Below are 20,926 nucleotides of genomic sequence, written 5' to 3'. Positions count from 1 at the left end.
ATGAACGATCACAACAACAATATTGCGTTGGACACCGCCATGACCACTACCACCATGACCATGATCCAGGCGCTGCGCTCGGCCATGGACGTGATGCTCGAGCGCGACGACAACGTCGTGGTGTTCGGCCAGGACGTCGGTTACTTCGGCGGCGTGTTCCGCTGCACCGAAGGCCTGCAGAACAAGTACGGCACCTCGCGAGTGTTCGACGCGCCGATTTCCGAAAGCGGCATCGTCGGCGTGGCCGTGGGCATGGGCGCCTATGGGCTGCGGCCGGTGGCCGAGATCCAGTTCGCCGACTACGTCTACCCGGCGTCGGACCAGATCATTTCCGAAGCCGCGCGCCTGCGCTATCGCTCGGCCGGCGAGTTCACCGCGCCGATGACCCTGCGCATGCCCTGCGGCGGCGGCATCTATGGCGGCCAGACGCACAGCCAGAGCATCGAGGCGATGTTCACCCAGGTTTGCGGGCTGCGCACCGTCATGCCGTCCAACCCCTACGACGCCAAGGGCCTGCTGATCGCCTCCATCGAAAACGATGACCCGGTGATCTTCCTTGAACCCAAGCGCCTGTATAACGGCCCGTTCGACGGTCACCATGACCGTCCGGTAACGCCGTGGTCCAAACACCCGCAGGCGCAAGTGCCCGACGGCTACTACACCGTGCCGCTGGACGTCGCCGCCATCACCCGTCCGGGCAAGGACGTGACGGTGCTCACCTACGGCACCACGGTCTACGTCTCCCAGGTAGCAGCCGAAGAAACCGGGATCGACGCCGAAGTCATCGACCTGCGCAGCCTGTGGCCGCTGGACCTGGACACCATCGTCAAATCGGTGAAGAAGACCGGCCGCTGCGTGGTGGTCCATGAGGCCACCCGCACTTGCGGTTTCGGCGCCGAACTGGTGTCGCTGGTGCAAGAACATTGCTTCCACCACCTGGAAGCGCCCATCGAGCGTGTCACCGGTTGGGACACCCCCTACCCGCATGCGCAGGAGTGGGCGTATTTCCCTGGGCCGTCCCGTGTGGGCGCGGCGTTGAAACGGGTCATGGAGGTCTGAATGGGCACGCACGTTATCAAGATGCCGGACATCGGCGAAGGCATCGCGGAAGTTGAATTGTCGGTGTGGCACGTCAAGGTTGGCGACATGGTGGTCGAGGACCAAGTGTTGGCTGATGTCATGACTGACAAGGCGATGGTGGATATCCCTTCGCCGGTGCACGGCCGGGTCATTGCCCTGGGCGGTGAGCCGGGTGAGGTCATGGCGGTGGGCAGCGAGCTGATCCGCATTGAAGTGGAAGGCGCCGGCAACCTGAAGGAGTCGGCGCAATCGGCGGCACCGGTGGCCAAGCCTGAGCCCGTCGCGAAGCCTGAACAGGCTTCCAGACCCGAGCCTGTGACGGAAAAACCCGTCGCCGCTCCCCGCCCGGCCCAAGCGGCACAGGCGCCGGTGGCCCGCGATCCCGACGAGCGCCCGCTAGCCTCGCCGGCCGTGCGCAAACACGCGCTGGACCTGGGTATCCAACTGCGCCTGGTCCAGGGCAGCGGCCCCGCCGGGCGAATTCTGCATGAAGACCTGGAGGCTTATCTGGCCCAGGGCCCATCGTCCCAGGCCAAGGGCGGTTCGGGTTATGCCGAACGTCACGACGAACAGCAGATCCCGGTGATCGGCATGCGCCGCAAGATCGCCCAGCGCATGCAGGAAGCGACCCAGCGCGCCGCCCATTTCAGCTACGTCGAGGAAATCGACGTCACCGCCCTGGAAGAATTGCGTGTTCATCTGAATGAAAAACACGGCGCCAGTCGCGGCAAGTTGACGTTGCTGCCGTTCCTGGTGCGCGCCCTGGTCGTGGCGCTGCGGGATTTCCCACAAATGAACGCCCGTTACGATGATGAAGCCCAGGTCATTCACCGCTCCGGCGCCGTGCATGTCGGCGTCGCCACTCAGAGTGACGTCGGCCTGATGGTGCCGGTGGTACGCCACGCCGAGGCCCGCAGCCTGTGGGACAGCGCGGCGGAAATCTCGCGCCTGGCGGCAGCGGCCCGCAACGGCAAGGCCAGTCGCGACGAATTGTCCGGCTCGACCATCACCCTGACCAGCCTTGGCGCGTTGGGCGGCATCGTCAGCACGCCGGTGCTGAACCTGCCTGAAGTGGCGATCGTCGGCGTCAACAAAATCGTCGAGCGGCCCGTGGTGATCAAGGGCCAGATCGTGATCCGCAAGATGATGAACCTTTCCAGCTCCTTCGATCACCGGGTGGTCGACGGCATGGATGCGGCGCAATTCATCCAGGCCCTGCGTGGCCTGCTCGAACAACCCGCCACGTTGTTTGTGGACTAATCATCAATGGAGCAGGCCATGCAGACTCAGAAAACCAAGCTGCTGATCATCGGCGGCGGTCCTGGCGGTTACGTGGCGGCGATCCGCGCCGGCCAACTGGGCATTGACACGATCCTGGTGGAAGGCCAGGCGTTGGGCGGGACTTGCCTGAACATCGGCTGCATTCCGTCCAAGGCGTTGATCCATGTGGCCGAGCAGTTCCACCAGACCCGCCATCACAGCCAGGGCTCGGCCTTGGGCATCACCGTGGCGGCGCCGAGCCTGGACATCGGCAAGAGTGTGGAATGGAAGGATGGCATCGTCGATCGCCTGACCACCGGCGTCGCGGCGTTGCTGAAAAAGCACAAGGTCCAGGTCATTCACGGCTGGGCCAAGGTGATCGATGGCAAGACCGTTGAAGTCGGTGACACCCGCATCCAGTGCGAACACCTGCTGCTGGCCACCGGCTCGAAAAGTGTCGAGCTGCCGATGCTGCCGATTGGCGGGCCGATCATTTCGTCCACCGAAGCCCTCGCCCCCACCTCGGTGCCCAAGCATCTGGTGGTGGTCGGCGGCGGCTACATCGGCCTGGAACTGGGCATTGCCTATCGTAAGTTGGGTGCTGAGGTCAGCGTGGTCGAGGCCCAGGAGCGGGTCCTGCCGGCCTACGACGGCGAGCTGACGCAACCGGTGCACGAGGCGCTCAAGCAACTGGGCGTGAAGCTGTACCTCAAGCACAGCGTCGAAGGCTTCGATGCCCAGGCCAGCACCTTGCAAGTGCGCGATCCCAACGGCGACACGCTGAACCTGGAGACCGACCGCGTGCTGGTGGCGGTCGGGCGCAAACCCAACACCCAGGGTTGGAACCTCGAAGCGCTGGACCTGGCGATGAACGGCTCGGCGCTGAAAATCGACAACCGGTGCCAGACCAGCATGCGCAATGTCTGGGCCATCGGTGACCTGAGCGGCGAACCGATGCTCGCCCACCGGGCCATGGCCCAGGGCGAAATGGTCGCCGAGCTGATTGCTGGCGAGCATCGGGAATTCAACCCGATGGCCATCGCGGCAGTGTGCTTCACCGATCCGGAGGTGGTCGTGGTCGGCAAGACGCCGGACGAGGCCAAGGCCGCCGGAGTCGATTGCATCGTGTCGAGCTTCCCGTTCGCCGCCAATGGCCGGGCCATGACTCTGGAATCGAAAAGCGGTTTCGTCCGGGTCGTGGCCCGCCGGGACAATCATCTGATTATCGGTTGGCAAGCGGTCGGTGTCGGCGTGTCGGAGCTGTCCACGGCGTTTGGCCAATCCCTGGAGATGGGCGCGCGGCTGGAAGACATCGCCGGCACCATCCACGCCCACCCGACGCTGGGCGAGGCCGTGCAGGAAGCGGCGTTGCGGGCATTGGGGCATGCGTTGCATTGTTAACGGCAGTTATCCCCGTGGCGAGGGAGCTTGCTCCCGCTGGGCTGCGAAGCGGCCCCGATCCAAGCGACGGGATTGTTCAGTCACACCGCGTTGACCGGGTTACGACTGCTTCGCAGCCGAGCGGGAGCAAGCTCCCTCGCCACGGGGAGTCGGCAGAAAATCTGCCTGTTGCCTATCTCTCAGGCTGCGAAACACCCCCGGAATGAAGTATTGTTGTCCCCATTAAAAAACGTCAGAAGCCTTGAACCGTTTCGACGGTTGTCAGGAAATAGAGGGTGTCATGGGTAACGAGAGCATCAATTGGGACAAACTGGGCTTTGACTACATCAAGACCGACAAGCGCTATCTGTCGCACTGGCGCGACGGCGCCTGGGACGCGGGCACCCTGACCGACGACAATGTGCTGCACATCAGCGAGGGTTCCACTGCTCTGCATTACGGCCAGCAATGCTTCGAAGGCCTGAAGGCCTATCGTTGCAAGGACGGTTCGATCAACCTGTTCCGCCCGGACCAGAACGCCGCCCGCATGCAACGCAGCTGCGCCCGCCTGCTGATGCCACATGTCGACACCGAGCAGTTCGTCGAAGCCTGCAAGCAAGTGGTTCGCGCCAACGAGCGCTTCATCCCGCCGTATGGCACCGGCGGTGCGCTGTACCTGCGCCCGTTCGTGATCGGCGTGGGTGACAACATCGGCGTGCGCACCGCGCCCGAGTTTATCTTCTCGATCTTCTGCATCCCGGTCGGCGCTTATTTCAAGGGCGGCCTGACCCCGCACAACTTCCTGATCTCCAGCTTCGACCGCGCGGCCCCGCAAGGCACCGGCGCGGCCAAGGTCGGTGGCAACTACGCCGCCAGCCTGATGCCCGGCTCGCAGGCCAAGAAGGCCAGTTTCGCCGACTGCATCTACCTGGACCCGCTGACCCATTCGAAAATCGAGGAAGTCGGCTCGGCCAACTTCTTCGGCATCACCCACGACAACAAATTCATCACCCCCAACTCCCCTTCGGTATTGCCCGGCATCACCCGCCTGTCGCTGATCGAACTGGCCAAATCGCGCCTGGGCCTGGAAGTGATCGAAGGCGACGTGTTCATCGACAAGCTGTCGGAGTTCAAGGAAGCCGGCGCCTGCGGTACCGCAGCCGTGATCACGCCGATCGGTGGTATCAGCTACAAGGACAAGCTGCATGTGTTCCACAGCGAAACCGAAGTCGGCCCGATCACCCAGAAGCTCTACAAAGAGCTGACCGGCGTACAGACCGGCGACGTGGAAGCACCCGCGGGCTGGATCGTCAAAGTCTGACCTAGACACCTCGGTAGCAAAGGCTCGCTCCCACAGGGATTGCCGGTATCCAGAAATCCTGGATTTCACCTCAGGTCCAATGTGGGAGCGAGCCTGCTCGCGAAAGCGGTGGGTCAGCTTGCAGATATGCCGGATGTGCAGGCCCCTTCGCGAGCAGGCTCGCTCCCACAGGGATTGCCGGTATCCAGAAATCTTGGATTCACCTCAAATCCACTGTGGAAGCGAGCTTGCTCGCGATGGCGGTGGGTCAGCTTGCAGATATGCTGGATGTGCAGGCCCCTTCGCGAGCAGGCTCGCTCCCACAGGGATTGCCGGTGCCCAGAAATCCTGGATTCACCTCAGGTCCACTGTGGGAGCGAGCTTGCTCGCGATGGCGCCTGTGGGTACGACATCGACTTCTCCATTGACCCCGAACCGCCCCGCCATTTCCCTGCGTCCGCAGGCCGTCAATGTCAGGGCCCGGCTGTCCAGGTCCTGCCGCACCCATTTGCGCTTGATCGCCAGTTGCAACAACGCCGCGCCCAAGGCTCCGCCCAGGTGCGGTCGGCGCATGCTCCAGTCCAGGCACGGGCAGGCGAACCGGCGTCGTTGAATCATCAGCGTAGAAATGTCCATGCCCAGCCCTTCAAACAGCGCTTCGCCGGATTCACTGAGCCGATAGCCCCGCCCCTCCACTTCCACCAGCCACCCGGCTTCCAGCAAGCGATCATGCAGCCGCACCGCCAGCGTACCGGCCATGTGGTCGTAGCAAGTGCGGGCGAACTGCAGGCGATCCGGCGTGCGCGGCGTGAAGGTCGGCCTGGCGCCCTGGCCAATCATCATCAACGCCTCCAGAGCCTCGGCTACGCGCTGGTCGGCGAGGCTGTAGTAACGATGGCGCCCCTGGACGTGCAAACGCACCAAGGCGAGGTCCTTGAGCTTCGCCAAATGCGCACTCGCGGTGGAAGCGCTGACCTCGGCAATCGCCGCCAACTCCGTGCTGGTGCGGGCGTGGCCGTCCATCAGCGCGCAGAGCATTCGGGTGCGGGCCGGTTCGGCAATCGCTGCGGCCACCTGGGACACGCCCATGTCATGGTGTTCTGCGTTCATATTTCGCTCCCGGACGAATCAAGCCATGCATCGACTGGAGATAGTAGCAACACTTTCTCCACCACGAACGAGGCTGCGCTTAATGGACCCGATCACCGCCGCGACTCACGCTGATCCCTACCCTTACTACGCCAGCCTGCGAGCCAACGGAGGATTCGGTTTCGACGCGCATCTGAAACTCTGGGTCGCCAGCAGCGCCGAGGCGGTGTGCGCGGTACTGCATCATCCCGATTGCCATGTGCGCCCTGCTGACGAGCCGGTGCCCAAGGCAATTGCCGATGGCCCCGCCGGCCAAGTGTTCGCACACCTGATGCGCATGAACGAAGGCGAACGGCAGCGCTGTCCGAGGGCGGCGATTGCCCCGCGGTTGCAGGACATCGATCCGCGCCAGGTCGAGGCATTGGTCAGGGCACGCTTGCTCAGGGAGGGCGCCGCAGGTCTGCACCAGGCGCAGTTCGTCGGGCCGGCCAGCGTGGTGGCGGCATTGCTGGGTTTCAACCCGGCGGAGAGCCGCCTGATCAGCGAATTGACCGCAGACTTCGTCGCCTGCCTGTCACCCCTGAGCCAGGTGAAGCAGCTTGAAGCCGCGCACCGGGCCAGCGGGCAACTGATGAGCCTTTTCCAGGAGCGGATCGAGGCACAGGACGCTCCGTTGCTGAGCCTAATGTGCCAGGGTTTTGAAGGCGCCGCCCCGGACAGCCGGATCGCCAACCTGATCGGCCTGCTCTCGCAAACCTACGAAGCCACGGCGGGCTTGATCGGCAATGGACTATTGGCGTTAGCTCGCGACCCCGCTTTACATCAGCAAGTTCGGGACGATCCCAAACAGATCGGCGCGTTGCTGGCTGAAGTGCAGCGCTTCGACCCGGCGGTGCAGAACACTCGGCGCTTCATCGCCATGCCCTGCGAAATCCTTGGCACTGCGCTAGAACCGAGAGATGTGGTACTGGTCCTGCTGGCTTCAGCCAACCGCGACCCGCAGCTCAACCCGCAACCGGACGCCTTGCTGTTGGATCGCGCCAACCGCCGCAGTTTCAGCTTTGGCAGCGGCCGCCATGAATGCCCAGGCCAAGACTTGGCCATGAATATCGCTCGGGCCACCATGGAAACAATCCTTGAGCGCAATCCACGCCTGGATCGGTTGAGCTGGTGCTATCGCCCCTCGGTCAACGGGCGCATCCCGCTGTTCAGCAATCGGTGATGAAAAAAGGCGCCATCAATCGTCGCGGGTCAGCACTTCCAGCAGCTCGATTTCAAAAACCAGGTTGCTGTTGGGCTTGATGTGAGCGCCCATGGAGCGCTCACCATAGGCCAGATGGGCCGGCACCAGCAGCTTGCGCTTGCCGCCGACTTTCATCCCCATCAGGCCGATATCCCAGCCCCTGATCACGCGACCGGTGCCAATCACGCATTGAAAGGGCTTGCCACGACTGTAGGACGAATCGAACTCGGTGCCGTCCTCGAGAGTGCCGCGATATTGAGTGGTAATCAGCGCGCCTTTGACTACGCTTTTGCCGTCGCCCTGTTCCAGGTCGATGATTTGCAGCTCTTCATTCATGGCGTTATTCCCGTGTGATCCAGGCGCGGGGTTTTCGCAGAAATCCGCGCGACAGGCAACCTTTTGCGGCAAAGGGGAACCGCAACGGCCACTTCGGTTCACATGGGTATCGACCCTGCATTTTCAGATAAGGACTTTCTGATGATCGACTCTCGCCCGCTCCACGGTTTCATTCCGCCTTATATCCTCAATCGCATCATTGCCCATGGCTCAGAACAGCAACGTTCCAGCGCCCTCGGCACCCTGACCCACGTCAAGAATCTGCGCCACAACCCTGGCCCGCCGAGCAATCCACCCGCCACGGCGAAACTGCCCAGACCCGGCAAGGCCGGTCATCCACAGCGCAGCGTGCACGACGCGCAGAACAGCATGGAACTGCCCGGCCAACCGGTGCGCCTGGAGGGCCAGGCGGCCAGCGGCGACCCGGCGGTGGACGAAGCCTATGACGCCCTCGGCGCCACCTATGAGTTTTTCTGGAAAGTGCTCGGGCGCGACTCCATCGATAACAAGGGTTTTGCATTGGTCGGCAGCGTGCATTACGGCCAAGGTTATGAGAATGCCTTCTGGAACGGCGCGCAGATGGTGTTCGGTGACGGTGATGGCGAGATCTTCCAGCGTTTCACCCGCTCCCTGGACGTGGTGGCCCATGAACTGGCCCATGGCGTCACCGAAAGCGAAGCCGGCCTGATCTATGCCAACCAGTCCGGGGCGTTGAACGAGTCGATCTCCGACGTGTTCGGCGTGTTGGTCAAGCAATTCGTATTGGGCCAGACCGCCGACCAGGCCGACTGGCTGATCGGCGCCGACCTGCTCACCGACAGGATCAACGGTGACGGCCTGCGCAGCATGTCCAACCCTGGCACCGCCTACGATGACCCGCTGCTGGGCAAGGACCCGCAACCCGGGCATATGCGCGAATTCGTCATCACCCGTGAAGACAACGGCGGCGTGCACATCAATTCCGGCATTCCCAACCGGGCCTTTTATCTGGTGGCAACAACCCTGGGCGGATTTGCCTGGGAAAAGGCCGGGCGAATCTGGTATGACACCTTGTGCGACAGACAACTGGCCAACGACGCCTCCTTCAGTGCGTTCGCCCGCCTGACCGTCGAGCATGCCCGCCAGCGTTTCGGTGAGCAGGAAGTGCAAGCGGTGCAGGATGGCTGGGCGCAGGTGGGCGTCGACCTGAACGAGGAGAACGGATGAAAACCCTTCCAGACCTTGATGATAAAGCCGTGGTCAAGCTGTCACGCCAAGGTGGCGTGGCGGCCATCCATGCCCTGACCCGCCCCCGGGAAATAGAATTCGCCCAGTGCGATATCAACCAGCGCTCGCGCATCTGCTCGGTGCTGGAGGGCTGCCTGCCGCTCACGTCCTCCACGCCGGGTCGGGGCGACCAAAGGTATTTCCAGATCGAGGTACGTTATCGGGCGAACGATCAGGATGACGAGATGGTGCTGCAGGTGCCCGAGGACCGGGCACCTGGCGAGCTGGTCCACTTGTGGGACAAGGGCGAAGTGCTTTGAGGGTCTAGCGTGTGGCGGGAACGATCTTGACGATGGCGCCGGACACGGTTTCGATCAGCAGGTACTTGTCGTCGATCTGCACCCATTGCTGCTCGTCGGTCGGCTGCTCGAGTTTCTTCTGCTTCCAGTCCTTCATGGCCCTGTCCGCGCGCTGATAGTCTGCCGGTACCCGGTCATTTTCCACCAGCCGGCGGCCATTGCTCGGCGAATGCTCAAGGGCGTCTCCGGTTTTCTCGACCGCTTGCGCAACGGGCCCAAAGGCTCCGAGGCCGGCGATCAGGACCAGACTGGCGATCAAGGTTGGTTTACGCATAAAAAACTCCAGTTATTCAAGGTACTGAATCTGGGACTGCACTGGCGGCGAATCATTCCGTTTACTGTTGCTTCAGAAGGCCCCCATTCCCATGTGGCGAGGGAGCTTGCTCCCGCTGGGTTGCGCAGCGACCCCAATCCAGGCAACGCGATCATTCAGTGATACCGCATTCCCCGGGTTTACGACTGCTGCGCCCGAGGCGTCGGACCGGCCGAGCGGGAGCAAGCTCCCTCGCCACGGGTCTGGCATGGCATAGTGGCGAGCCTTGACCCAACACCCGCCGGACGGACCCAACATGAGCACCACCACCTCTTCCCCCGCCCTCAAGGAAATCTTCAACGCCGCGCGCCTTGAACACATCGCCAGCGAAATGCGCGCGGTGTACCCGGCCTTCGATGCGAAAGCATTCTTGAACCTGGCCAATGACGGGCTGGCCGACCTGTCGGTGATGCAGCGCATGGCGCGGGTCAGCGAGTGCCTGCATGAGGTCCTGCCGCTGAGTTACGAAGCCTCGCTGGAGGTGCTGCGAGCCGTGGCCCCGCGTGTGAACAGCATGTTCGTCAGCATGTTCCTGCCGCACTACGTCGCCTCCTACGGTCGGCACACCTTCGAGCTGTCAATGGACGCGCTCAAGTATTTCACCCGGTTTGGCTCCGCTGAGTTTGCCGTGCGGCATTTCCTGCGCGACGACCTGACACGCACCCTCGGGGTCATGCATGACTGGGCGCTGGACGCCAACGAGCACGTCCGCCGCCTTGCCAGCGAAGGCAGCCGGCCGCGCTTGCCTTGGTCGTTTCACCTGGAGCCGATCCAGGCCAACCCGGAACTCGCCGCCGGAATCCTTGATGCGCTCAAGGCCGACGACAGCCTGTACGTGCGCAAATCCGTCGCCAATCACCTGAACGACGTGACCAAGCAGCATCCCGATTGGGTCCTGGAGCGGATCGAAGGCTGGCCATTACACGAGCGCCATAGCGCATGGATTGCCCGACACGCGCTGCGCAGCCTGATCAAGCAAGGCAATCCGCGGGCGCTGGCGGTTATCGGCGCGGGCGCCAGGGCGCAGGTGGAAGTTTCCGAGCTGCAAGTGACGCCAGCGGTGATTCGCCTGGGCGAGCCCATCACCTTGTCGTTCAAGGTGCAGTCCACGGCCGGACAAAGCCAGCGCCTGGTGATCGATTATGCGATCGACTATGTGAAAGCATCCGGCGGCACGTCAGCCAAAGTGTTCAAGCTGAAGACCTTCGACCTGCCCGCCCTGGCTTCTGCCAGTCTCAGCCGTTCCCAGCAGATTCGCGAGCTGACCACCCGCCGGCACTACGCGGGCCGGCATGCGGTCCATCTGCTGATCAATGGCGAACGGCTGGGCAGTACCGCGTTCGAGATCGTTCCCTGAACGATCGCCTCAGGCCATCTCGACGCGTCGGGCCTGACGAATGTCCCTCAGGAAGTGTTCGGCCGGCTGCGGGTGCCCCAGCAGATACCCCTGCAGCGAATCGCAGCCCAACTGGGTGAGGAAGTCCTGTTGCACATCGGTCTCCACGCCTTCGGCAACGATCCGCAGGCCCAAGGCCTGGCCGAGGGCGACGATGGCCGAGACGATAGCCGCGTCGTCACTGTCGTGCTCAAGGTCTCGCACGAAACCGCGGTCGATCTTCAGCTCGTTGGCCGGCAGGCGCTTGAGGTACATCAGGCTCGAATAACCGGTGCCGAAGTCGTCGATGGACAGGTCCACGCCCATGTCCGAGAGCTGTTGCAGCACCGTCATGCTCGCGTCCGCGTCGCTCATGGCAGTGGTCTCGGTGATTTCCAGGGTCAGGCTGTTGGCCGGCAAGTGGTGCGTCTCCAATGCCTTGGCCACGCTCTGCACCAGGCCCGTATGGCAGAACTGCAACGCCGACAGGTTCACCGCGATACGCCAGTCGGTGTAGCCCAACACGTACCATTCGCGCATCTGCCGGCAGGCTTCGTTCAGCACCCATTCGCCGATCGGGATGATCAGCCCGGTCTTTTCCGCCAGGTCGATGAAGGTATCGGGCATCAGCAGGCCCTGGGTCGGATGGTTCCAGCGCAACAGCGCTTCGGCGCCCACCGGGCGGCCTTTCGCTGCGTCGAATTTGGGCTGGTAATGGAGGCTGAACTGGCGCTGTTCGACCGCGATGCGCAAATCCTGCAGCAGTTGCAGTTGCCGGCGGGCGTTGCTGTTCATCGAGGCGTCGAAAAAGCTGTAGCCATTCTTGCCGGCACCCTTGGCGTGGTACATCGCCGCATCGGCATTCATCAGCAATTCATCGGCGCTCTGGCCATTGCCAGGGTACAGCGCGATGCCGACGCTGGCGGAAATCTGCAGGTCATGGTCGGCGACCCGGAACGTGCGACCGATCAGCCCGACCTGACGCGCGGCCAGGCGCAAGGCGTCGTCCGGCTCGGCGAGTTGCACCAGCAGGACAAACTCGTCACCACCAATCCGCGCCAGGGTGTCCTGGCTGCGCAGGTCTTCACGCAGACGCAGCGCGACGTCCCGCAGCAACAAGTCACCCATGTGGTGGCCAAAGGCATCGTTGACCGGTTTGAAGCCGTCCAGATCGATGAACATCAGGGCGAAACAACCGCCCTGCTCTTGCACCCGGTGCATCGCCTGGCCGATGCGATCCGCCAGCAAGACCCGGTTGGGCAGGCCGGTCAGGGGGTCGTGCAGGGCCAGTTGGGTCAGTTCGCGATTGGCCTGGGTCAAGGACTTGGCCAGTTCCGCGGTACGGGCTTCCAGGCGCGCATCGAGGATCGAAGTCAGCAAGGCAATCGCCAGCACCGCCAAGGTGGTGATCAGCACCAGGTTATCCAGGCCCTTACCGCTCAAACCGTCCAGGGAGCCGCAGAAACTGCCTTCGCTGAACTGCGCCGCGGCCATGCCGGTGTAATGCATGCCGACGATGGCAGCGCCCATCACCACGGCGGCACCGGCGCGAGCGAGACGTACATGAGGGGTGTTCTGGCGCAGGTGAAAGGCGATCCATAACGCCGCCGCGCACGCCACCACGGCTATTACCAACGAGGCGCCGAACAGCGTCGGGTCATAATCGATGCCCGGCTGCATCCGCAGGGCCGCCATACCGGTGTAGTGCATGGCGCTGATGCCAGTGCCCATCACCAGCGCGCCGAACACCAGTTGCCAGGCCCGCAGTTGTGGCTGGCTGACCAGCCAGAGGGCAAAGCCGCTGGAAAGGATGGCGATCAGCAGCGACAACGCAGTAATCGCCACATCGTAGCCAAGCTCCACCGGCAAGCTGAACGCGAGCATGCCGATGAAATGCATGGACCAGATGCCCACCCCCATCGCCAAGGCACCACCCGCCATCCAGAAATGCACGGCCCGACCCTGGGCAGTGGCAATGCGTCCGGTCAGGTCCAGCGCGGTATAGGACGCCAGGATCGCGACAAACAGGGAAATCGAAACAAGGGCGGGGGAATAGCTGCCGATGAGCATGGATTTTTCTCGTGGCCAAAAGGCCGAACTGCTTCCATGCCTGGTTGAAAAGTCGGCGATTGTACACAATTGGTACGGCGGTGCACGAACCAAGCATCAAAAAGCCATCATCGGCGGAATATTTGCGACGAAAGACACCTCGTCATCACGATCAAGCTCGTCCATACACAAATTCATGTGGGAGCGAGCCTGCTCGCGAAGGCGGCAGTCGCCGCAAATGAAGAACCCGAGCCTGACTGCTTCGGCTAAGATCTGATTCATACTCCCCGGCATTCCCCCGCCACAGTGAGCTCTCATGCCCCGCCTCACCCGCACTCACCCGCGTCTTTCCTACGCCACGGTCATCGGCCTGGCGGCGGGCCTGCTGATCCCCGCGGATTCGATCATCGGCAAGGTCCTGATCGGCTGGAACGTCGGGGTCTGGACCTACCTGGCGCTGATGTTCTGGCTGACGGTGCGAGCCAAGGCACCTGACGTCAAGCGCATCGCCGAAATCGAAGACGAGAACGCCGGGCTGGTCCTGCTGATGGTTTGCATCGCGGCCTTGGCGAGCCTGGCGACCATCACCTTCGAACTGGCCGGCAGCCGCGACCTGCAAACCGCAGGCAAGCTGCTGCATTACGGTTTCACGGCATTGACCGTGATCGGTTCATGGCTACTGATCGGGGTGATTTTCAGCGTGCACTACGCCCGCCTGTATTACACCTGGTCCGGCAAGGAGCCCGCCCTGCGTTTTGCCGAGGGCCTGACCACGCCGAACTACTGGGACTTTCTGTACTTCTCTTTCACCATCGGCGTGGCGGTGCAGACTTCGGACGTGGGTGTTGCGACGCGGCAGTTGCGCAAGATCGTGTTGGCGCAGTCGTTGATCGGGTTTGTGTTCAACACCGCGATCCTGGGGTTTTCGATCAATATTGCGGCGGGGTTGTTTGGCTGAAGAGGGGCCACTTTGTGGCCCAGCGGGAGCAACTCCCTCGCCACAGGAGGTGATCAGCAGGTTGGGGGTAGCCAGAGCCGGAAGCGTGCCCCGCCCAGCGGCGAGGCTTCGACCGTCAGGGTGCCGCCCTGGGCTTGCAGGGCGCGGCGGCTGATCGCCAGGCCGAGGCCGAAGCCGCCCGTGGCGCGATCACGGCTGCGGTCCAGCCGGTAGAACGGCTCGAATACCCGCTCACGCTCGCTGTCGGGAATGCCGATGCCGTCATCGTCGACCCAGATTTCGCAGCCTTGCTCGCTGACCAGCACCCCCACCTGGATGCGCCTTTCGCAATAGCGCATCGCATTGCGCAGCAGGTTCTGCAAGGCCCTGGCGGTGAGGCGCGGGTCGAGCTCGAAACGCTCCAGCGCCCCGTGCAGCAAAACGTCGATCACCACCTCCGGCGCCGCCAGGTCTTCATCGAGGCTGCCGAGGATGCTGTCGATGAACTCGTCCAGCGGCACTTCGACTCGCTCCGGCAGGCGCTCGGGGTTCTGCAGGCGGCTATAGGACAACAGCTCCAGCACCAACTCATCCAACTCACGAATGTGCGCCACCAACCCTTGCAGACGCTCGCGGCTGGGCGCCGGCAAATCCTCGGACAAGGCCAGTGCCAGGCCGAAATCGAGCCGGGTCAACGGCGTGCGCAGCTCATGGGAGACGGCATTGAGCAGGTCGCGCTGCTGATTGAGCAGGTTCTCGATATCGCCCGCCATGGTGTCGAAAACATGGGCCAGGCTGCCGATGTTGGAGCGCGGCGCGATATGCGTGCGCTCACCCAGGTGGCCCTTGCCGAAACGCTCGGCGGTGCGCTTGAGCCGCTCCAGATCGCGCCAGTGCGGCCGCAGCCAGAGCAGCAGACAGCCAAGCATCGTCGCGCCGATCAGCACGTTGATGCTCCAGTACAGCCAGCTGACATCCGCCGGATCCGGGGGAACGATCATCTTGACCGCGGTACGCCCATCCAGCGGCGCGGCCGCCAGGGTTCGCCAACCCCAGTCGCCGATGCGCACCACATTCTCACCGCGCTGCAGACGCGCCTGCTCGGCGGCGGTGAAATCCGCATCATCGGTGGCGGCGAGCTCGATGTGCAGCGGCTCGAACTCCTTGTCCATCTGCGCTGCCAGCGCCGGCCATTGCGCGCTGGGCACGGCGCGAAACTGCTTGGCCATCAAGGTTTGCAGGCCACGGGAATAGTCGAGGTTGTAAGTCTGGAAGCGCTCATGGAACAGGCGGATCACCAGGTCCGGCATCAGGTAGATCGCCGCGCTGTAGGAGACAATGGTCACGAGATAGAGACGAATCAGCAGTTTCCACATCGATCAGCATTCCCACTCGGAACGGCTGAACAGGTAACCCTTGCCCCACACGGTCTTGATCTTGCGCGCCTCGCCGGCGTTGTCGTCGAATTTGCGCCGCAACTTGGAAATGGCCACGTCCACCGAGCGATCGGTGCCGTTGAATTCGATGCCGCGCAAGCGCTGCAAGATCTGGTCGCGGCTGAGCACCTCTCCGGAATGCCGGGCCAGCACCACCAGCAGGTTGTACTCGCCGCTGGACAGCTCCACCGGTTGCCCACGCCAGGTGACAGTGCGCTCGGACAGATCGATGCACAGGTTGCCCATGACAATACGGTCGTTGACCGTTTGCGGTTCAGTGAGGCTACTGCGCCGCAGCAGGGTGCGTACCCGCGCCAGCAATACCCGCGGCTCGCAGGGCTTGGTGACGTAGTCATCGGCGCCCATTTCCAGGCCCAGCACCTGGTCGTGGCTGTCGTCCCGGGCGGTGAGCATCAGGATCGGCAGGGTCGCCGAATCGGCGCGCAGCAGGCGGCAGACTTGCAAGCCATCCAGGCCCGGCAGCATCAGGTCGAGGATCACCAGATCCGGCGGATTGGCCCGTGCCCGCTCACGGACGTGATCGCCACGGTTGAGGACGCTGACCTGATAGCCGTTGCGCTCCAGGTAGCTGGAGATCAGTTCGCAAAGGGCGGCGTCGTCTTCGACGAGGAGGATGTTGGGCATGGGGTGGTCCAGAAAATACGGTGGCGCCTGGGCGGGACTCATCGCGAGCAAGCTCGCTCCCACACGGTTTTTGCTGCGTACCGAAACCCCTGTGGGAGCGAGCTTGCTCGCGATAGCTGTCCCACAGGCGCAAGAAATCTCAAGCCGCAAGGATATACGCCGGCGCCCGTGGTCGAGCAAAACCCTTACACAATTTCACACAGCCTCTACAAAACTTTACCAATCGGCCTGCAACAGGGCCGCCGCACACTCGACGATCCGCCGGCACGCATCCGCCAATTGCACTTGCTCGACCACCAGGCCGATCCGGATATGCCCCGCCGCGCTCGGCCCGAACGCCTCGCCCGCGAGCACCGACACGCCATAGCCGTCCAGCAGGCGCTCGGCAAATGCCTGGGCGGCGAGACCCGTCTGGCACACGTCGACCATCACGAACATCCCGCCATCAGGCCGTACCGGCCTGAGGCCCGCACGCCCCTCCAGCGCCGCGCACACCAGATCACGGCGCTGGCGATATTCCTCGCGCATCCGCGCCACTTCAGGCAGATCCCGCTCAAGGGCAACCTGGGCGGCGCGCTGGACGAAGTCCGGCAGGCCGAACAGCATGCACAGCGACAGGTTGGCCAGATGCCCGGCAAGGGGCTCGGGGCCGATGGCCCAGCCGATGCGCCAGCCCGTCATGGCGTGGGATTTGGACAGGCTGTTGAGGGTGGCGGTGCGCTCGGCCATGCCCGGCAGGCTGGCCGGGCTGATATGTTCGCCGTCGTAGAGCAAGTCGCTGTAGACCTCATCGCTGATCAGCCACAGGTCATGCTCGATGCACAGTTGCGCCAACGCTTGCCAGGTAGCTAGCGGCAGGCTGGCGCCGGAGGGATTGTTGGGGCTGTTGAGCAGCATCGCGCGGGTACGCGGCGTGATCAGCCGGGCCACGTCGGCCGGCTCTACCCGAAAAGCGTTTTCCGGACGCACCGCCACCGGGACCACTTTCGCCCCGCAGGCGCCAAAGACCGCTTCGTAGGTGACGTACATCGGTTCGGCGACAATCACCTCGTCGCCGGGGTCGAGCAGGCATTGCGCGACCGCGAAGACCGCACACTGGGCGCCGGGCAGCACCGTAACGTGCCCGGCGCCCACCGGTTGGCCGCAACGTTGCTGGTGGCGCCGGGCGATGCTGGCGCGCAACGCATGCAGGCCACGGGTATCCGAGTAATGCGTATCCCCCGCCCGCAGGCTGGCGACGGCGGCCTCGACAATGGCCGGTGGCGTGTCGAAATCCGGATCGCCCACCGACAGCAACAGCACCTCCCTGCCCTGTTCGCGCATGGCCAGCGCCCGGTCATGGATCTGCCAGGCGGCGGCGCCGTCGCCGGTGATGCGTTGGGTCAAGGCTGAAAAGCGCATGCATTGCTCCTGTTCGCGCGGTATCCAGCTTCAACCCTATCTCAAATAACGAAGCGCGCCACCGTCGCATTCAAACCCACCGCCAGGCGCGACAGTTCGTGAGTGGCGTCGCTGGTCTGTTGCGCGCCGCTGGCCGATTGGGTCGCCAGGTCACGGATGTTCATCAGGTTGCGGTCCACTTCGCGGGAGACCTGGGCCTGTTCTTCGGACGCGCTGGCAATGACCAGGTTGCGCTCGTTGATCTGGTGGATCGACTGGGTGATCTGTTCCAGCGCCACGCCGGCGCCACGGGCCAGTTCCAGGGTGCTTTGGGTGCGCTGGTTGCTTTGCTGCATCGACTGCACGGCCTCGCCGGTGCCGTTCTGGATGCCGGCGACCATTTTTTCGATTTCCTGGGTCGATTGCGCGGTGCGATGGGCCAAGGCGCGGACTTCATCGGCCACCACCGCGAAACCACGTCCGGCCTCCCCGGCCCTGGCGGCTTCGATGGCCGCGTTAAGGGCCAGCAGGTTGGTCTGTTCTGCGATGGCGCGGATCACGTCCAGCACCTTGCCGATGTCGCGGCCCTGGACTGCCAGGCCCTCGATCATCGCGGCGGTGGCTTGCACGTCGTGGGTCATGGTCTGGATCGCATCGACGGTCTCCACCACTCGCGTGCGCCCTTCCCGGGCCGCCTGGGTGGACTGGTTCGAGGCTTCGGAAGTGGACACCGCGTTGCGGGCAACCTCCTCGACCGCGGCGGTCATCTCATTGACGGCGGTGGCCGCCTGCTCGATTTCGCTGTGCTGCCGTTGCAAGCCACGGGAAGATTCCTGGGTGACGGCACTCAACTCTTCAGCGGCGGCGCCCAGCTGGGTGGCGGAACCGGCAATCTGCTCGATGGTCTGGCGCAGACTGCCCTGCATGGCGCCCAAGGCCTGGAGCAATCGCGCAGGTTCGTCCTTGCCGTCGTCGACGATGACGGTGACCAGATTGCCGCTGGCAATGGTCCGGGCTGCTTCGAGCGCTCGATTCAGCGGCGTGACAATGCTGCGGGTCAGGAGCAAGGCCAGCAACACGGTCGCCAGCGCGGCGATGACCGAGACGACGATGATGCCGGTGATGGCGCTGCTGTAGTAGCCGTCAGCCTTGGCCGATGCTTCGCCGGCGCTGGTCACGTTGAACTCGATGAGTTTGTTGAGCTGTTCGCCCATCAGGTCGGTGCCTTCCTTGATCCGCGTATTGATATGGGCGCGCAGTTGATCAAGCTTGTCCTGACGCGACAGCTGGAGCATTTCCTGCTGGGCCTCGAGATACTTTGCAAGCGTCGCGGAAAAAGTCTTGTACAGCTCGGCCTCTTGCGGGGTGGCCGGCAGCGCCGCATAGCTGTTATTGGCCTTGTGCAGTTTTTCCACCAGCACACCGACGCGCCCGTCGGCCTCGTTCAGGCTGGCCGGGTCACGGTTCACCAGTATGCGAAACGAGAGGATGCGCATGCGCAAGACGCTTTCCATCACACTGGCCAGATGGCTGACGCTGGGCACCTGGGTCTGCTCCATGTCCACCGAAGCCTGGCGGATGACCGACATGCGATTGGCGGCGAACACGCCGAGGACGACGACAAGCAGTGCGATGACAGTGAAGCCGAGAAAGGCTCTGGGGGCGATATTCAAGCTGCGTAGGGACATGGGAAGACCTCGGATGGTGGTCGAGCGTCCATGCCGCCGGCGTATTGTTTGGGATAATTGTGGGTACGCCTGCCTCGTTATCGGCCCGACTTGAGGCTTTTGCAGGGGGAGATGGAAAATATTCCGTGATGTCAGCGGCGCGAAGCCGCGATTGACGCCCCGGCCTCGCCCATGGTCTCCTGTCGGCCTAGTTACGGGTGCCCTTCACAGGGTGAAACGGGAAACCGGTGAATCGTGTGCTTTACTCCAAGGCCACGTCAGTCCGGTGCTGCCCCCGCAACGGTAAGCGAGCGAAGCGTCGAATCCACTGTGCCTTGGCATGGGAAGGTGACGCTTGCAGGCAAGGCTTCGGCCCAGCCCCTCGCGAGCCCGGAGACCGGCCCATGACTCAAGCTCAACAAACCCGCGGTGGGCGGGCGCTGTTCGAATTCTGGCGAGCCCTCGCCCGGATTTTCATTGCGCTCGCTTCCCCGCCGACAAACCCGAGGGAAGCGCCATGTCGACCATCAGCAGCACCGCCCGCACCACCAGCAGCACTGTCACCCTGAGCCAGCGCCTGAGCGCGGCGGTCCTCGCCTCGATCCTCGGTGCGGGCCTGGTCTACTTCGCCGGTTTCTCCCACATCGAAGCGGTGCACAACGCGGCCCACGACACCCGGCATAGCGCCGCGTTCCCGTGCCACTGAGACCTGACGACATGATCAAGCGTATCGCTCGGACTGCCGGTTTCAGTGGGCTGCTGGCCGCCCTGCTGTTGACTCTTCTACAAAGCCTGTGGGTCTCGCCGTTGATTCAGCAAGCCGAAACCTACGAAAAGGCCCCGGCCAGCGAAGTCCATGAGCATGTTTCGGGCGCTGCCCACAGCCATGACGACGAAGCCTGGGAGCCGCAAGACGGCTGGCAACGCCTGCTCGCCACCACGGGCGGCAACCTGGTGGTCGCGGTGGGTTTCGCCCTGATGCTGGCGGGCCTGTACACCTTGCGCGAGCCGACGCGTACGTCCCAGGGCTTGCTTTGGGGCCTGGCCGGTTACGCCACCTTCGTCCTCGCGCCAACGCTTGGCCTGCCACCGGAACTGCCTGGCACGGCGGCGGCTGAGCTGGCCCAGCGGCAGATGTGGTGGATTGGCACGGCGGCGTCCACGGCGGTAGGCATAGCCCTGATTGCCTTCGGCCGGCAGTGGCTGCTGAAGCTGCTGGGTGTCGCGACCTTGGTCGTTCCTCATGTCATCGGCGCGCCGCAGCCTGAAGTCCATTCGATGCTGGCTCCCGAGGCGCTGGAAAGCCAGTTCAAGATCGCCGCGCAACTGACCAATGTCGCGTTCTGGCTCGCCCTGGGCCTGATCAGCGCCTGGCTGTTTCGCCGTGGCGCCCAGGCTCGCCACGACGCATGAGTAGCGGGCCGCTCCTGGTGGTCGGCCTGGGCTGCCAACGCGGTTGCCCGGCCAGTGCGTTGCGGGCATTGCTTGAGCAGACGCTGTTGGCCCACGGCATTGCGCTCGATGACGTACAGGCCGTGGCCAGTATCGATCTCAAGCACGACGAACCAGGCCTGCTGGAGCTGGCCGAGCAATTGGCGCTGCCACTGACCTGCTTCACTGCCGAGCAGTTGGCGGGTTATCAAACGCAGCTCAGCCAGCGTTCCCGGATCGCCTTCGAGCGTACGGGCTGCCACGGCGTCGCCGAAAGCGCCGCCCTTGCCCTGGCCGATCAACTGGGCGATTCACCCGCGAGGCTGCTGATTACCCGCCAGAAAAGCGCGCAAGCCACTCTGGCATTGGCGACAGCTTCGTAACCCTCGATAATCGCCGCCGGAATCATGAGCGCCGCTCATGCAAGGCCCTTTTCTACA

At 63.5% G+C, this 20,926-nt stretch carries 20 protein-coding genes, 2 pseudogenes and 1 riboswitch; of the genes and pseudogenes, 12 read left to right on the top strand and 10 right to left on the bottom strand.

Annotation, left to right across the window (positions count from 1 at the left end; all coding sequences use genetic code 11):
* The 4 genes from J3P96_RS11005 to J3P96_RS10990 all read left to right on the top strand — a co-directional run bounded on the left by J3P96_RS11005 (nucleotide 1) and on the right by J3P96_RS10990 (nucleotide 5,041).
* Nucleotides 1-1,059, top strand: coding sequence for an alpha-ketoacid dehydrogenase subunit beta (locus J3P96_RS11005; RefSeq protein WP_305500321.1), 1,059 nt, complete (start codon nucleotides 1-3; stop codon nucleotides 1,057-1,059).
* A complete protein-coding gene (locus tag J3P96_RS11000; protein ID WP_434657043.1) occupies nucleotides 1,060-2,340 on the top strand; it encodes a dihydrolipoamide acetyltransferase family protein in 1,281 nt (426 codons plus the stop codon).
* Nucleotides 2,341-2,358: 18 nt separating this feature from the next.
* Nucleotides 2,359-3,741, top strand: coding sequence for a dihydrolipoyl dehydrogenase (gene lpdA / locus J3P96_RS10995; protein ID WP_434657041.1), 1,383 nt, complete (start codon nucleotides 2,359-2,361; stop codon nucleotides 3,739-3,741).
* Nucleotides 3,742-4,021: 280 nt separating this feature from the next.
* Nucleotides 4,022-5,041, top strand: a complete 1,020-nt coding sequence (locus J3P96_RS10990) for a branched-chain amino acid aminotransferase (protein WP_305500317.1) — start codon at nucleotides 4,022-4,024, stop codon at nucleotides 5,039-5,041.
* Nucleotides 5,042-5,374: 333 nt separating this feature from the next.
* Here the strand turns inward: J3P96_RS10990 and J3P96_RS10985 are convergent, their stop codons facing one another.
* Nucleotides 5,375-6,130, bottom strand: coding sequence for an ArsR/SmtB family transcription factor (locus J3P96_RS10985; RefSeq protein WP_434657038.1), 756 nt, complete (start codon nucleotides 6,128-6,130; stop codon nucleotides 5,375-5,377).
* Between the two features lie 82 nt (nucleotides 6,131-6,212).
* Here J3P96_RS10985 and J3P96_RS10980 point away from each other — a divergent pair, with 82 nt between their 5' ends.
* Nucleotides 6,213-7,331 carry a cytochrome P450 gene (locus J3P96_RS10980; RefSeq protein WP_434657035.1) on the top strand — a complete coding sequence of 373 codons (1,119 nt, stop codon included), beginning with the start codon at nucleotides 6,213-6,215 and terminating at the stop codon, nucleotides 7,329-7,331.
* Nucleotides 7,332-7,346: 15 nt separating this feature from the next.
* On the opposite strand, the gene J3P96_RS10975 is transcribed toward J3P96_RS10980, so the two are convergent.
* A complete protein-coding gene (locus J3P96_RS10975) occupies nucleotides 7,347-7,688 on the bottom strand; it encodes an FKBP-type peptidyl-prolyl cis-trans isomerase (RefSeq protein WP_434657032.1) in 342 nt (113 codons plus the stop codon).
* 141 nt (nucleotides 7,689-7,829) lie between these two features.
* Here J3P96_RS10975 and J3P96_RS10970 point away from each other — a divergent pair, with 141 nt between their 5' ends.
* Complete coding sequence (locus J3P96_RS10970; protein ID WP_434657029.1) at nucleotides 7,830-8,894, top strand: M4 family metallopeptidase; 1,065 nt, start codon at nucleotides 7,830-7,832, stop codon at nucleotides 8,892-8,894.
* Entirely contained in the window at nucleotides 8,891-9,214 is a 324-nt protein-coding gene (locus tag J3P96_RS10965; RefSeq protein ID WP_305500309.1) for a protealysin inhibitor emfourin, read from the top strand. Before J3P96_RS10970 ends, J3P96_RS10965 begins: the two co-directional genes overlap by 4 nt.
* Nucleotides 9,215-9,218: 4 nt before the next feature.
* Here the strand turns inward: J3P96_RS10965 and J3P96_RS10960 are convergent, their stop codons facing one another.
* A complete protein-coding gene (locus J3P96_RS10960) occupies nucleotides 9,219-9,527 on the bottom strand; it encodes an RcnB family protein (RefSeq protein ID WP_434573428.1) in 309 nt (102 codons plus the stop codon).
* A gap of 295 nt (nucleotides 9,528-9,822) precedes the next feature.
* Between J3P96_RS10960 and J3P96_RS10955 the strand changes: the two genes are divergently transcribed.
* Nucleotides 9,823-10,923, top strand: a complete 1,101-nt coding sequence (locus J3P96_RS10955) for a DNA alkylation repair protein (RefSeq protein ID WP_434657027.1) — start codon at nucleotides 9,823-9,825, stop codon at nucleotides 10,921-10,923.
* A gap of 9 nt (nucleotides 10,924-10,932) precedes the next feature.
* Here the strand turns inward: J3P96_RS10955 and J3P96_RS10950 are convergent, their stop codons facing one another.
* Nucleotides 10,933-13,011, bottom strand: a complete 2,079-nt coding sequence (locus J3P96_RS10950) for a putative bifunctional diguanylate cyclase/phosphodiesterase (RefSeq protein ID WP_434657025.1) — start codon at nucleotides 13,009-13,011, stop codon at nucleotides 10,933-10,935.
* Nucleotides 13,012-13,107: 96 nt separating this feature from the next.
* On the bottom strand, nucleotides 13,108-13,272 hold the full coding sequence (locus J3P96_RS10945; RefSeq protein ID WP_434601175.1) for a hypothetical protein: 165 nt from the start codon (nucleotides 13,270-13,272) through the stop codon (nucleotides 13,108-13,110).
* A 34-nt stretch (nucleotides 13,273-13,306) separates the two neighbouring features.
* Here J3P96_RS10945 and J3P96_RS10940 point away from each other — a divergent pair, with 34 nt between their 5' ends.
* The gene (locus J3P96_RS10940; protein WP_434657022.1) at nucleotides 13,307-13,948 is read left to right on the top strand and encodes a DUF1345 domain-containing protein; all 642 of its coding nucleotides are present in this window, start codon (nucleotides 13,307-13,309) and stop codon (nucleotides 13,946-13,948) included.
* Between the two features lie 53 nt (nucleotides 13,949-14,001).
* On the opposite strand, the gene J3P96_RS10935 is transcribed toward J3P96_RS10940, so the two are convergent.
* The 5 genes and pseudogenes from J3P96_RS10935 to J3P96_RS10915 form a co-directional block, all read right to left on the bottom strand.
* Nucleotides 14,002-15,303 carry an ATP-binding protein gene (locus J3P96_RS10935; RefSeq protein ID WP_434657020.1) on the bottom strand — a complete coding sequence of 434 codons (1,302 nt, stop codon included), beginning with the start codon at nucleotides 15,301-15,303 and terminating at the stop codon, nucleotides 14,002-14,004.
* A 3-nt stretch (nucleotides 15,304-15,306) separates the two neighbouring features.
* Complete coding sequence (locus tag J3P96_RS10930; RefSeq protein ID WP_305500301.1) at nucleotides 15,307-16,008, bottom strand: response regulator transcription factor; 702 nt, start codon at nucleotides 16,006-16,008, stop codon at nucleotides 15,307-15,309.
* 216 nt (nucleotides 16,009-16,224) lie between these two features.
* Nucleotides 16,225-17,409, bottom strand: a complete 1,185-nt coding sequence (locus J3P96_RS10925; protein WP_434657018.1) for a pyridoxal phosphate-dependent aminotransferase — start codon at nucleotides 17,407-17,409, stop codon at nucleotides 16,225-16,227.
* Nucleotides 17,410-17,450: 41 nt separating this feature from the next.
* Nucleotides 17,451-18,050 (bottom strand): annotated as a pseudogene (locus tag J3P96_RS10920) (methyl-accepting chemotaxis protein); the annotation flags it as partial.
* A 303-nt stretch (nucleotides 18,051-18,353) separates the two neighbouring features.
* Nucleotides 18,354-19,076: pseudogene (locus J3P96_RS10915) on the bottom strand (MCP four helix bundle domain-containing protein); the annotation flags it as partial.
* Nucleotides 19,077-19,254: 178 nt separating this feature from the next.
* A riboswitch (cobalamin riboswitch) is annotated at nucleotides 19,255-19,475 on the top strand.
* Nucleotides 19,476-19,572: 97 nt separating this feature from the next.
* Here J3P96_RS10915 and J3P96_RS10910 point away from each other — a divergent pair.
* From J3P96_RS10910 to J3P96_RS10900, 3 genes are read left to right on the top strand one after another with little or no spacing between them, the layout of a single operon-like run.
* Nucleotides 19,573-19,761 (top strand): CbtB domain-containing protein, encoded by a 189-nt coding sequence (locus tag J3P96_RS10910; protein WP_420764493.1) that lies wholly within the window; start codon nucleotides 19,573-19,575, stop codon nucleotides 19,759-19,761.
* Between the two features lie 11 nt (nucleotides 19,762-19,772).
* Nucleotides 19,773-20,468 carry a CbtA family protein gene (locus J3P96_RS10905; RefSeq protein ID WP_434657016.1) on the top strand — a complete coding sequence of 232 codons (696 nt, stop codon included), beginning with the start codon at nucleotides 19,773-19,775 and terminating at the stop codon, nucleotides 20,466-20,468.
* Nucleotides 20,465-20,869, top strand: coding sequence for a cobalamin biosynthesis protein (locus J3P96_RS10900; protein ID WP_434657014.1), 405 nt, complete (start codon nucleotides 20,465-20,467; stop codon nucleotides 20,867-20,869). Before J3P96_RS10905 ends, J3P96_RS10900 begins: the two co-directional genes overlap by 4 nt.
* Nucleotides 20,870-20,926 lie beyond the last annotated feature (57 nt).

It is taken from the genome of Pseudomonas sp. R3-56 (genome assembly GCF_051132075.1).
Classification (GTDB): Bacteria; Pseudomonadota; Gammaproteobacteria; order Pseudomonadales; family Pseudomonadaceae; genus Aquipseudomonas.
Note: the sequence above shows the minus strand (reverse complement) of the source record. Positions and strands in the feature narration are given on the sequence as shown.